Origin of the sequence: Bacteroides helcogenes P 36-108 (assembly GCF_000186225.1) — a bacterium.
Taxonomy (GTDB): Bacteria; Bacteroidota; Bacteroidia; order Bacteroidales; family Bacteroidaceae; genus Bacteroides; species Bacteroides helcogenes.
Genome location: NC_014933.1, coordinates 2358832 through 2370954 on the forward strand (window position 1 = coordinate 2358832; position 12123 = coordinate 2370954).

At 44.9% G+C, this 12123-nt stretch carries 9 protein-coding genes; 1 reads left to right on the top strand and 8 read right to left on the bottom strand.

Features of this window, described 5'->3' with window-relative positions; all coding sequences use genetic code 11:
* Window positions 1–30 precede the first annotated feature (30 nt).
* The gene (gene phoU, locus BACHE_RS09510; protein ID WP_013547482.1) at window positions 31–726 is read left to right on the top strand and encodes a phosphate signaling complex protein PhoU; all 696 of its coding nucleotides are present in this window, start codon (window positions 31–33) and stop codon (window positions 724–726) included.
* Window positions 727–1088: 362 nt separating this feature from the next.
* Here phoU and BACHE_RS09515 read toward each other — a convergent pair whose 3' ends face one another.
* From BACHE_RS09515 to BACHE_RS09555, 8 genes are all read right to left on the bottom strand, one after another.
* Entirely contained in the window at window positions 1089–1967 is an 879-nt protein-coding gene (locus BACHE_RS09515) for an Rpn family recombination-promoting nuclease/putative transposase (protein ID WP_013547483.1), read from the bottom strand.
* A gap of 270 nt (window positions 1968–2237) precedes the next feature.
* The gene (locus BACHE_RS09525) at window positions 2238–2495 is read right to left on the bottom strand and encodes a hypothetical protein (RefSeq protein ID WP_013547484.1); all 258 of its coding nucleotides are present in this window, start codon (window positions 2493–2495) and stop codon (window positions 2238–2240) included.
* A 35-nt stretch (window positions 2496–2530) separates the two neighbouring features.
* Complete coding sequence (locus BACHE_RS09530) at window positions 2531–5350, bottom strand: DUF4906 domain-containing protein (RefSeq protein ID WP_013547485.1); 2820 nt, start codon at window positions 5348–5350, stop codon at window positions 2531–2533.
* A gap of 22 nt (window positions 5351–5372) precedes the next feature.
* Window positions 5373–6395 carry a FimB/Mfa2 family fimbrial subunit gene (locus BACHE_RS09535; protein WP_013547486.1) on the bottom strand — a complete coding sequence of 341 codons (1023 nt, stop codon included), beginning with the start codon at window positions 6393–6395 and terminating at the stop codon, window positions 5373–5375.
* A 15-nt stretch (window positions 6396–6410) separates the two neighbouring features.
* The gene (locus BACHE_RS09540; protein WP_013547487.1) at window positions 6411–7511 is read right to left on the bottom strand and encodes a FimB/Mfa2 family fimbrial subunit; all 1101 of its coding nucleotides are present in this window, start codon (window positions 7509–7511) and stop codon (window positions 6411–6413) included.
* A gap of 132 nt (window positions 7512–7643) precedes the next feature.
* Window positions 7644–8909, bottom strand: a complete 1266-nt coding sequence (locus tag BACHE_RS09545) for an Mfa1 family fimbria major subunit (protein WP_013547488.1) — start codon at window positions 8907–8909, stop codon at window positions 7644–7646.
* Between the two features lie 1066 nt (window positions 8910–9975).
* Window positions 9976–11430 (bottom strand): DUF3868 domain-containing protein, encoded by a 1455-nt coding sequence (locus BACHE_RS09550; protein ID WP_013547490.1) that lies wholly within the window; start codon window positions 11428–11430, stop codon window positions 9976–9978.
* Window positions 11431–11447: 17 nt separating this feature from the next.
* On the bottom strand, window positions 11448–12017 hold the full coding sequence (locus BACHE_RS09555; RefSeq protein WP_041579313.1) for a DUF3575 domain-containing protein: 570 nt from the start codon (window positions 12015–12017) through the stop codon (window positions 11448–11450).
* Between the last annotated feature and the right edge of the window lie 106 nt (window positions 12018–12123).

The following is a 12123-nucleotide window of genomic DNA, read 5'->3' on the forward strand; positions in this document are numbered from 1 at the left end:
AGTAATTATTAATTTGAAAACAACAATATTATGGTAAAGTTTATCGAATCGGAACTCGTCTTGCTGAAAAAGGAAATAGACGAAATGTGGACCTTGGTTTATAATCAGATCGACCGTGCAGGAGATGCTGTGCTGACTTTGGACCGTGAACTGGCCCAGCAAGTGCTGGTGCGCGAGCGTCGTGTCAATGCTTTTGAACTGAAGATTGACAGTGACGTGGAGGATATCATAGCTCTTTATAATCCTGTTGCCATCGACTTGCGTTTTGTCCTTGCCATGCTGAAGATAAACACGAATCTGGAGCGTTTGGGTGACTTTGCCGAGGGAATTGCCCGTTTTGTCATCAATTGTACTGAACCGGCTTTGGATGCCGACTTGATAAAGAAGCTTCGTCTGGAAGAGATGATTTCGCAGGTACTCTCCATGCTTGAGTTGACTAAGAATGCCCTCAAAGAAGAGAATCTGGAACAGGCTACGGCTGTATTTGCCAAAGACAATCTGCTGGATGAGATAAATGCCGAAGCCACCTCCATTCTTGCCGGGCACATCAATGCACATCCGGAGAGTGCGCTTTCTTGCCTGAATATGGTCAGTGTTTTCCGCAAGCTGGAGCGTTCGGGCGATCATATCACAAATATAGCCGAGGAAATAGTGTTCTTTATTGATGCAAAAGTGCTGAAACATGGCGGTAGGATAGACGAACACTACCCAAATGACAACAAATGAGTAAATATTTAGGATAATTTTAGTGTTTCAAGGAAAATTGCCTTATATTTGTCCGTTGAAAACGATTGCAGGTGTAGAAAAGTGCTTCGAAATGATAACGAATCCAAAAGAATTCTCGAAAAGATGTTATAAGACATGTTTTTTAATTTGGTTGATATCACGAAAAGCGGCTATCTTTGCAGCGTTATCCTGAAAACAATCTTTTTACCTTAAAAAAAACTAATACCTATTGAAAACTGAAAAAGGCGGCTTTGTGAAAAGCTGCCTTTTTTATTTTTCTTTTGTTCGTAGTGACATTATGAATAAATCTTTTAGCGGTATGCACACCTATGGGGCCATACCGCAATTCTTCGAGTCTTATTTTAAGCCTGCAACGCTTCTATTTCCGTCAGGGTCAGACCTGTAATGTCGGCAATTTCACTTACCGACATTCCCTTCGATTTCATTCGGAGTGCAGTATCTGTTTGACTTTTTTTTATGCCTATCTCGATTCCTTCTACCCGTCCTTCTACCCGTCCTTCTTCACGTCCTTCTATTTTGGCGGCTTCCATAGTTACCAGATAGTCACGATAGACTTTCAGGCTGTTGTCATACACCTCTCGTTCATGTTTGGAGAGGGCGCCCACGTCGGCCAATTCTTCGAGTCTTTCGAAGACAGCTTTTCTTGCCTTGAATGGCATTCTTTCCAGAGTTTCCATATTCTTCAATACATAAATCCAACGTTCAAAATCATTTTCGCATTCTTCCTCGTCCTTGTCGAACAATGGGAGGGCGATGAAGATTTGCCTCAGTTTGTCCGAGAATATTTTTCCCGTTTCACGGTCTGCAAGAATAACGTCTGTACGGAGTTTTTGTTCTTCGCCGTCGAGCAAGAAATTCATAAAAAACACGCCATAGACAGCTTTTACTCCGAACATCCAGTCCGAACCGGTGAGCCCTTGGTTCACTACCGCTTTACTCAGATAGAACAGCGCACGGTCTTTGAAGTTTACTTGCGAACGGTTCTGCATTTCTACGATAATTTTTTCGCCGGTATCTGTGGTGCAATATACATCGTAGATTATGCCGCGCCCTTCTTGATATTCGGGTAGTTGTTCATTGTTCAGAAAAGTCAAGTCTGTAATTACACGCTCGCCTACTAACAATCCGTTGAGGAAATCGATAAGTAAGTCTTTTGACACTTCCCGTCCGAATAGAAGTTTGAATCCGTAGTCTGAGTATGGGTTGATGAATCTGCTCATGATAATTCTTGCTCTAAGATTATTTGGTTCTTCAGTTTACAAAGATAATATTTTTAATTGGAACTGTTTCTGTTTATTCCTTTTTTATCTTATTGTAATAGAGCAGAAAATCCCCTTCTGCTTATCGCTATCTTCACAGACGGCATTGATAAGCAGAAAGAGGAACACAAACAAAACAAACAATATCTTCTTATTAAAAAGAAAATCTTGTTTTTCTCTTATAATTCTTCCGGACGTCTTTCTTGGTGAAGACTGTTCCGTTTTTATGTTTTACAGAGTCAAGATTATCTTTTTGTCGGAGCAGATCTTAACATTGAATTTTTCTATCATTGCTTTGAAATCTACTTCCACACGGTCGGTGAGGAGGCCGAAGAATCTTTGTGTTCTCTTCTTCACGACTTCCTTTTCGGCGGCCTGTTTTATAATATCTGCTGAACGCTTGTCGGCATACCAACAATCATTTTCTTCGTAAATGCATATTTGCTGTGCATTGTCCGATGTATCGGAGGCATAATTAGACGTTTTCATAACTTATATGTATGTTTTTTTATATATTTATTTTTTTACTCATTTATTATATTACCGTTGGCATCTACGTCAACATCACGTACACAACGGATGGTACGATTGTACTTTGTATTTTTATCGTGACAATCTAAGAATAACTGTCTACTGTCCAGACCGAAGTGTCTGTCTGAATCATATTTCCAATGAGTCCTTGAAAATGCGGCATAACCGCCATCCTTTACATTACTTTCATTTTGAAGAAACATTATCATGAATTCGCGCTGATTGGGTGCTCTCCATTTCTTTCCATTTTCTGTGTAGTCTTTGCATAAAGACTCATTGCTGCTATTGACAGTAAACAGATCTTTCCAATCAGAAGTCCACTTTCTTCCAGTAATAAATTCATTGGCCATTTGGAAAGCTTTATACGGTCTATTCGTATCACTAAAGTTATCATGGAAATCCAACTCACTCGTTACTTTTCCGGCTCTCTTGTTTTGGCTTGTCAATTGGTTCATGGCAAACACTCTATTGCTTGAGTAATATTCGTAAGCGGGAGAAGCTGCCACTGTATTAACTCCCTTATTGGTGATGTTCAGATTGCGTACGCATCTCAACAGCCGAGGGAATTTTTCAACATCATCAGTAGAACCGAACGAGCACCCTTCTTCTGCCCATATCTTATTCTTGTCGCTGGTGATATAATGATTTCCTCCGTCATTATAATCTACATGTGTAATGGATTTGTCATCGAACATCGGGGTGGGCAGGCTCTTTGCTCCTAAAAACATGGATACAAGTTGGTCTCTGGAAGGCAAATACCATTTCAATTCCTCTTGGTCGATAGTACCGTCTCCATTCTCGTCTCTATTGCGTGACAAGCATTCGGCAATGGCAGTCACGTCTTTCATGCTATATGTATAGGGGAAAGAAGATGAAACAGTGTAGTTTACAAAATTTCCCCATGTTCTATCACTTTCGAGAATATCAAAGAAATATCGGTAGGTGTTATAAAAGCCGTTGCCGGTATCCCAGTCATCTGCTGTTATATCTTTCCAAGCAGGAGCTCCTGTTTCATTGGCATGTTCCATACCCAAGGCATTCTGTGGTTTATTGAATGTCTCTGTACTGTAATATGTCTGTATAGACTTTTGGCTGATCAGATATTTAGCATTGGAATAGCTGCTTTCTTTATCCGCACTGTATTGTGTGCCTAAGAATAGCAATAGCTTGCGGTTTTCTTTGTTTACGAAGTTTCGCCATAGCGGAGTTTTCCAACTACTCTTTGTGGCGGCAGTAGGAGCTTCATCATAGAAGTATTCATTGATGAAGACGGTGTAATAATAAGTTTTCTTCTTTGTGCTGGTAGCGTACTTCTTCATGTCATCCGCCAAATCATATAGAGTGATTGTATTTTTAGAATTATATTGTGCCAATGCAGTGGCGTTTGTAGTTCTGCGTAGCTTTATCCATTTATAATCTCCATTCTCCTGCTCTGTATTGTTTATACCTCCAATCTTTCCGTTTACGTTATAAATGGCATCTGGGGCAAAAGGAGACTGGATAATGAAAGAAAAATCCGTCATTGCGTCTTTTGTAATACCTATGTTGAAGCAATTGTAGTGTGCATCCAGGTTTATAACCTCCGTGTTAGTATCTACAACATCGCCTTCTGCTCCGGGGCGGGCATCTGCGTCATCTTCGCTCTTTTGCACCTCTACTATTATGCTGTTTACATCCTCAATCGTCACGTTATAGGTATATTTCTTGTTGCGCAAGCTGTTGAAGTTCGTAAAGTCGTCTTTTCCTCCACCCAAATGAATGACATATCTTACGTCGGCAATTCTGGTAACATCATCCAACTTTATCTCCATTTTGGCTTTTAATTCTACGAAAGTGGCATAGGGCTCTACGTATTTATAGATTCCTGTATTTGTATAGTCACTGTTTTTCAGCTCTTTTTCTCTGTCTTTATAGGCGGTGAGTGCTGTACCGTCAGCGGCCGTTATCGCCTTTTTCAGATTCTCTTGCATATAGAAGTCAAAGGAGTAAGTGTTGTCGCTCTTGGTATAAGTAGCTTGCAACTCGCTATTGTCGTATGTAGCTGCTGCATATTGTGTGCTCCGATCTATCAAGTAAGACTGGTTGGGGATATTGTACACCTGCCAGCTTTTGAATTCAAAACTATTGATTTTGGAACCTAATAGAATCTTGAATGTAATGTGAGAGTCCAAGCGTCTCAAATACAATTTTCCACTGATTGTGCTGTTTGTGGCGGGTATTACACAATATCCTTCCGCTTTTTGTTCGTCGGTTGCACTTGTTGCCTGAAAAGTACCACTCATAAGCAGGGATGCCACGCTGCGGGCTATGTTGCCCGGATTGTTCAATGTGGCCGCCAGTGCTTTCAGTTCGGTAACGTTCTTTACTCCGTCCAGCTTGGTTTTCAAATCACTCTTATTGTCCAGTTCGTTTCCCACTACATTGGCTATGCCGTAAATGTAGCTTTGTCCACTGGTTGTCTCGATGTCCGTGATAGTACCATTTGTAGGATTATCTTGTGTACCGTTCTTGTGATTGAATGCGGCTAAAGCATCTGTGTCATAATATTGACATCCTTTTTTTCTGTCTCCTTTGGAGTCAAAAATGAGCAGATATAAGTCATTCATCTGAAATTCCCCGGCATCGGTCAGACTGCGTGTCACAACTTCGTCAAGGACAGAGGTGTTAAACTGGAAGCTTACGCTTACCGGTGTCCCTTCTTCTACCTCATTTGTCTGGTATGTATCATCGGCACAGGCCGCAAAGCCAAGTATGGCTATTGTGGCATAGCATGCTTTCTTTATGAATCTTGATATGTTGTTTTGTTTCTTCATGAAAAATTCCTCCTCTTATCCGTTAGTTAAACGATGGTACATTTACGCTTACTGTTCCCCATTTCTCTACTTCATATACAAGTGACTGGTTTACCGTTATCTCATCATTAATCTTAGTAATTAAAAAGCGGTACAGATTATTGCGTACTATATCAGTATTCTCTTTGTCGTTGAATTTGAAGTTCATATAATAAGTCTTTGAGATCGCTGTCGCGTCGCCGGCCGCCTTCAGGTTTCCGGTCAACTCTATTTGAGCATGTTCCGCCCCCGAATTGTCGAATTCCGGGATATAGATTCTGTATAACTGCGTTGAATAATCCGGTCGGAACAGGGCAGCAGCGTTTGTTGCTGCTGCGGCATCAGCAGGCACATGGATGGCTCCGTTTTGGGATGCGCAATGGCCTGTCCGGTTGTATCGTGTGATTTTCAGTCCGGTGGGAGTGAAGTGGTCGAAGCCCTCACCTCCGTTAAGAAGCACATCTACCCTTGCCACGGCTCTATAAAGACTGATGGTGGCGGTGTTTACCTTACCGGCGGTTATCGTCATGGAGCTGCTGCAACCACTCATCGGGATATGTTGCTTGGGCGAATCTTGAAATTTCCACTCGTTTCCGGCTGTATAGTTATATGTCAGCTTGCTGTACAAGTCTGTTTTGTTGCTTACAGTAGCCGGTGCAGTGACACCTCTTGTCGCTAAGTTTGTCAATACTACAACCTCTACTCCGGCGGTGTATGCAGAGTAGTCGTGGTTCAATACACCAAAGATGGTGCGGGTGGCGTCTCCGTCGGTTCCCATAAGGGTGGTTGCCGAAAGCCGTTCGATGAAATCACCCGTGCCCGAGAAGAGATATACCGCTACGTCGGAGATGTATCTTTCGGTAGCGAGGTCGTAATTCTCGGCTTCGCTTGCTCTCGTATCGGTCAGATTGATTGTCAGGCTGAGCTGTGTCTTGTCCCGGCTTTCGATGATGTCACCGTTGGTGCATGATGCGAGCATAGTGCCGATAAGCGCAAGCAAGTAATATATATGTCTGAGTCGTCTCATATTGTTCCTTCGTTTTTAGAGTTCGAAATCATTGATATTTACTATCCAGTCGTTAATCTGGATCACGGTCTTTATCATTGTGAGGTTTTCGTCCACAAAGAAGATCATGCCGAAGCTGTCTTCACGGTCCAGATACTCGGAGAGGGGCATATCTATGAAGCCTTGCTCTTTGAGGAGTGACAGATAGCCTATGAGGTTGCTGCTGGGAAGAAGCTCCTTGCCGGTGTCGGAGTCGATGATCTCGAGCCGGGGGCTTTGGGTTTCGAGCAGGCGGGCCACGCTTATCTCGGCCACGGCGGCGGGGTATGAGGTTTCGGTGGTTCCGTCGGCGCTGAAGGCGCGGGTGCTGACGCTGGAGCTCTCGGTGACGTATGGCTGATACGTCAGGAGGTTGTCGGACAGCAGGCTGTTGTCGTAGTTCATGTAGCCGTTGTCATCGTAGATGGCATAGCTGAAGCTTTCTTTGCCGATGGCGCGTGTGGCGGCCTGGCCGGTGTTGTTCACCTGGGCGATTACCACGCGTATGGTGTTGGTGTTCTTCACCAAGGGGACGGTAGTCACCACTTGCTGACGGGCACGGGTTGTTGCTGTTGGTGTGGCGAAGGTCACCCGCTGCACTCTTCCGTGGAACAGGGAGGGCAGGCTGTGCTGCACCACGTATTGTCCTTCTTCGCCTGCGGCACGGGTGGCGTTGTCTATGTTGCGGCGGGTCAGCACGGTGAGGTCTTCGCGCGTGGAAACGCCGGGGGTAAGCAAGGGTACGGCGAACGATTGGTCGTCCACTCCGCCCCAAGTGATGAGGTCGTAGTCGCCGGGAGCCATTTCTACGGTCATGGCATATTCACCGGTGGAGAGGCGTTCGCCTTCCTCGGTTTTCTGATAGACGAGGGTTCCGTCTTCGCCGAAAGCATAAAGGGTAACTGTCTTCACATCTTGTGCAAAAGCGTCCACTTTCTTCATGTTGTAGTCATACTTGAACTTTACTTGGTATTCGATGCTGCAATCGCCTTCTTTAAAATCCAGGACTGTGTCGCAGGATGCCATTGCACCAGCCAATACTGTAAATAGCACTACGCTTTTCGCTGATTGCTGTATGTTGGTGAATATTCGTTTCATGCTTTCTTGTTTTTTTAAAGCTTGATGATGTTTTGTTTGATAGATATCTTTGAGAAAGAAAAAGGGAAGGGGTGGGGTTGAACACCCCTTCCTTTTTTTTGAGTTTTACTAATACGTTACGGTTATGGGAAATTAAAGCTCGAAGCTATTTAAGTTGATAGTCCATTGTGCTACTGTTACGTTCAGTGTCAGGTATGTGGGATCACCCGGAGTCGTTTCGTCTATGACAGCTTTTCCAAGACCACCAATCTTGCTGACATTCAGCTTATAAACATTGTTGCGTACAATCATGGCGTTTGTTTGACCTGCAGTTTCAATGTTCTTGAGATAATATGCCACACCTGCTTCGTATTTAACTACACCTACCTTAATGAATTCATCATAAGTGCTGGTGGCAGTCAAACCTTGTGCACTGAAAGCTTGGCTATTGTCTTTATTCAAAGTTTCAAAATCTTTGTAGAGTACAGTCTTACCGTCTTCTTTTTTCTGAGTGAAGAATGAATTTGTTGCATTACCGTTACCGTATGTGTATGTCACTTTGTAGATAATGGCAGTCGGATTGGCAACAGAATTATTTTCTGTGCAATATGTGTAAGCACCGGTCGAGCCATCACCGATAGTTCTGTTTACAAAATTTGCATATTCAACTTTGTTGTCTTTGTTGAATGTGATAGATTTAAAGAAATCTGCTGTGGCGAATGTAGTTGATGCAAATACATTAGTAGCTTTGTTCAAGTTATACAAAGCGTAGCCTTTGATAGTGGCTGTCATTGTCTCTTCTTCAGTAGATACAGTCACTCCGTCCACTCTATAATCTGTCTTGAAAGTGAATTCAGAGGTAGAAGTAGCAGTTGATTCTTCAGAAATTTTGGCAGCTACACGGTTTACAGTAACTTTTACATTGTTGGTTATTCCTGCTGTGATGGCGCATGTTGCAGAACCGGACATCAAGAAGTTATTGGCTGCGGCGATGCCTGTAGTGATGGATGCATTAGCATCATAATCTGCTGTCTTTGTTGCAGTCTCACTAACCTCTTCTCCACCATTAATGGTTACATATACCGTAGCATTTGCGTCTGCACCAACTACCATTTTCTTTGCATTTTTCAATGTATATACACTGGAGTTCTTATCGAAGTCATTCGTTGTAAAACTGAATTGAGCTGTAGTACCATTGCTGTATTTCACCTTAACTTCGGCGGTATTGAACGTCTGTTCAGAAGCAGTACCTTCTTCTGTTCCACCAGCGGTAGCACGTGTAGCAGGAACACCGATGCTGAACAACAACGTTGCATTCTTTTCACCTTCGCCACCATTATTAATGGGGTCATTCTCATTGCTGCAAGATACCATTGTCATTGCAGCCAAACTTGCTAAAAATAAACTTCTAAGTTTCATATTCGTTATGTTTAAAAAAATAATAATAATTTCTTGTTTTTTTGGGATTGTACTTTTAAAGTAGTACATTTAAAGACTTTTTTCGAGAGGGGCATTATTACTTATATAATAATGTGGTTCGGCTTGTGCATCTTGGGCGCACAACATTTTGTAGTTATTGGGGAGCCTTATTATAATAAGAACAAGCCCCGGAAGTTTTCTTTTCTTCTTTTGCTTTTTCGTTTGTTTGTTATTGTTTTCTGTTTATTTGTTTGTTTGTCTTTTCGACATTGCAAATGTACGGCGTAAACAAATACCTGTTCGTTGGCGTTTTTGTCAATTTTCAAATACTTTTTAGAAAGGGTGTGTTTCAATCAAAATTGAATGATTCACGATGCTCTCAAGCAGGTTGCAAGCTGCGTTGTGCACATTATACCCCTCTTTTTGAAGTAATATCCGCCTATGCTGATTTCAGTCGGTTGGAAGTTTTCTTCAGAAAAATATCGTTTTTTTTCAGTGGAATGAAACTCCCACCCTTTCTTTCCGCCATTTCATCTTGTTTTTTAATTTACCACCCTTCATTTGATTTCCCGATGCACTTAAACAAGAAAAATAATGCTGGAAAGAAATACCTTTTTATGCTTTCAAGGTGTCGGGTGCTTGCTTTCGGGGTATCGGGTGTTTGCTTTCAGAGTATCGGGTGCTTGCTTTCAGAATATCGGGCGCTTGCTTTCAAGGTATCGGGTGCTTGCTTTCGGGGTATCGGGTGTTTGCTTTCAAGGTATCGGGTGTTTGCTTGCAAGGTATCGGGTGCTTGCTTTCAAGGTATCGGGTATTTGCTTTCAATACGATTGAAGAAAGGCCTGTGCTTATCTGCGTAAAGTGGAGGTTTAGCCGTGCAGAGTGGAGGTTTAGCCGCGTAGAGTGGAGGTTTAGCCGTGCAGAGTGGAGGTTTAGCCGCGTAGAGTGGAGGTTTAGCTGCGTAGAGTGGAGGTTTAGCCGTGCTCAAATATATATAAGCAGCCCCGGAAGTGGTGTAATTGTCACCATGCTTCCGGGGCTGCTGTCTTGATTATGATGAAGGTGGTTATTGTACGGGGAAGTTGCGCTGCTTGGTCAGTTCCTCGATGTTGGCTCCGGCTTCGGTTATGCCGGCTTCTTGGGCGCGGTTCAGGTGCTCTGCCGCAGCGTCGAGGTCGCCTTCCATCAAAGCTATCACGCCGAGGTTGTTTTGCGTTTCACCTCTGGAAGCGTCTGCTTTGGCAAGATACTTTTTGGCTGCGCTCAAGTCTCCGCCCCGTTGTATCTCCATGGCGGCGGCGTTGAGGTTGGCCGTGGGATCGTTGGGAAACATGAGGACGGCCACTTGGAAGGCGTGGTTGAACTCTTCGCTGCCCGCTTTGCAGGTCTGTGCCAGGTTGTAGATTTCTTGCAGGCTCAACTGCTGCGGGCGGGTGTTGATCAGTTCACGCGTCTCGTCCACGTTGAAACCGCGCACGGTGTAGGACACCGTATAGTCGGAATGGCGCAGGGCGGGATAGCATTCGTTCAGCAGGAAGCGGTAGGTGTCCGGTCCCACGAAGCGGGCTATGCGGTGCTCCTTGGCGTCCATGTCTTTCTCGTCGAGGTCGATGATTTGGAGTATCTCCTCTTTCTGTGGCAGTGAAGACTGTCCGACGAACTTGCGGAATCCCGCCCAGTCTTCGGGCGTGGAGGTCATTGTCAGCATGTCTTCGGGAAAGTTGTATAACTTGCGCACGTAGTTCAGCAAAGCCTCCGTACGTCCTTTGGCAAGGCGTGTGTTGTTGGCGTAGCTGCCTTCGGGCGAGGCATATCCCTCCATGCGTATGCCGGTGATGGAGATATTCTTGTCGGCACGGATGGTGTCGATGATGGCGCGTATCTTGGCAAGTTCCGACTGGTTGCGGCGATATTCGGGATAAATCACGGTTTTGTTCACCGGATAGTCGAGGAATGCGCTGCCCACTTCGGCTCGATGTTTCACCTCCTCGGCCTTGGGGGCTATGTAGGCAATGGCCGGATGGAGCTTGGTGCGCTCGATGTTCAGCGTGGTGATGGGGTCCAGTTCACTTGCTTCCACCACGTCGCGGCAGCCGCAGAGGTCGGCGTCCAAGGTCAGGTTGGCGTGCTGCATCCATGCCTCGTAGGGCAGTTGCACAAGGTAGCTCACCTTCTGCTCCGTCTTGCGTTTGCGGCGGATAATGGCAAAGGCGTCTTTGGGTATGGACTTGTTGCGCTCGCTCACCAGATTGCGGCGGCGGCCGTACACTACTACCGGCGCCAGGGCTTTGGTGTTGCCGTCGGCCTCCAGCATGGGGGTCAGGGTGGCGGCACGGTTGGAGGAGATTTTCATGTTGCTCTGCATGATGATGTCCATGGCTATGGTCAGGCGGTTGTCGTCACTGCGGGTGACGGACTGGTTCTCTATGCGCACCTGGTCTTTGTAAACAACGACGGACTGCGCCGCAGGCTTCAGCGCCGGCAGCATTATCAATAATATAAGGTATATTGCTCTTTTCATAATCTTTGCGGTTGGTTTCAGAATAAATAGATTAAGCTGACGGCGGCCTTGGTAGGTCCGAAGTAGTTCTTGTGTCCTTCGTCTTCCTTGTCTCCGCATTCCACACACGGGTACTTCTCATACTTGGCGCGCACGTAGCCCACGCCGATGTTGGCCTCGATGTTCCAGTGCCTGCCCATGATCCACTGGTAGCCGTAGGAAACGCCTGCTCCGTAGAAGTGCCCTTTGTAGCGGTGGTCTTTCAGGTCTTTCCAAAGCCCGAAGGGCATGTCTATGCCTGCTGCCTGATATACGCCTCCGTGGGCATGCACGCCGACGAAGTGACCGTTGAAGCGGTCGCAGAACCAATAGCGGTACTCAGGCTGGAAAGCCAGCATCTTGAACATCTTGTAGTCGTTTTCTTTCCAGGGATTGTAGTTGAAGTACAGATCCAGGGTGGTTTTCTTGTTCAATCCTATTTCCGCCCCCAGATTGATGGTTTTGGTGATGTCCATCAGCACATTTGTCTTGACTCCTACCACCTGCCCATATAATAAGGTGGCGGCAAACAGACAAGTGAATAATAACAGATTCCTTTTATTTTCCATATTCAGTTGGTTTTGTTTTGCTCGGTACAAAGGTAGCCCGATTCTTAATATCTATTAATTGGCGTATTCATCTTTGTTAAGAGGTGATTCTTGCAATTGCATCCGG

Excerpts from the sequence above, each read along its gene's own strand:
- phoU (WP_013547482.1), top strand. The coding sequence starts at position 31 with ATGGTAAAGTTTATCGAATCGGAACTCGTCTTGCTGAAAAAGGAAATA.
- BACHE_RS09515 (WP_013547483.1), bottom strand. The coding sequence starts at position 1,967 with ATGAGCAGATTCATCAACCCATACTCAGACTACGGATTCAAACTTCTA.
- BACHE_RS09525 (WP_013547484.1), bottom strand. The coding sequence starts at position 2,495 with ATGAAAACGTCTAATTATGCCTCCGATACATCGGACAATGCACAGCAA.
- BACHE_RS09530 (WP_013547485.1), bottom strand. The coding sequence starts at position 5,350 with ATGAAGAAACAAAACAACATATCAAGATTCATAAAGAAAGCATGCTAT.
- BACHE_RS09535 (WP_013547486.1), bottom strand. The coding sequence starts at position 6,395 with ATGAGACGACTCAGACATATATATTACTTGCTTGCGCTTATCGGCACT.
- BACHE_RS09540 (WP_013547487.1), bottom strand. The coding sequence starts at position 7,511 with ATGAAACGAATATTCACCAACATACAGCAATCAGCGAAAAGCGTAGTG.
- BACHE_RS09545 (WP_013547488.1), bottom strand. The coding sequence starts at position 8,909 with ATGAAACTTAGAAGTTTATTTTTAGCAAGTTTGGCTGCAATGACAATG.
- BACHE_RS09550 (WP_013547490.1), bottom strand. The coding sequence starts at position 11,430 with ATGAAAAGAGCAATATACCTTATATTATTGATAATGCTGCCGGCGCTG.
- BACHE_RS09555 (WP_041579313.1), bottom strand. The coding sequence starts at position 12,017 with ATGGAAAATAAAAGGAATCTGTTATTATTCACTTGTCTGTTTGCCGCC.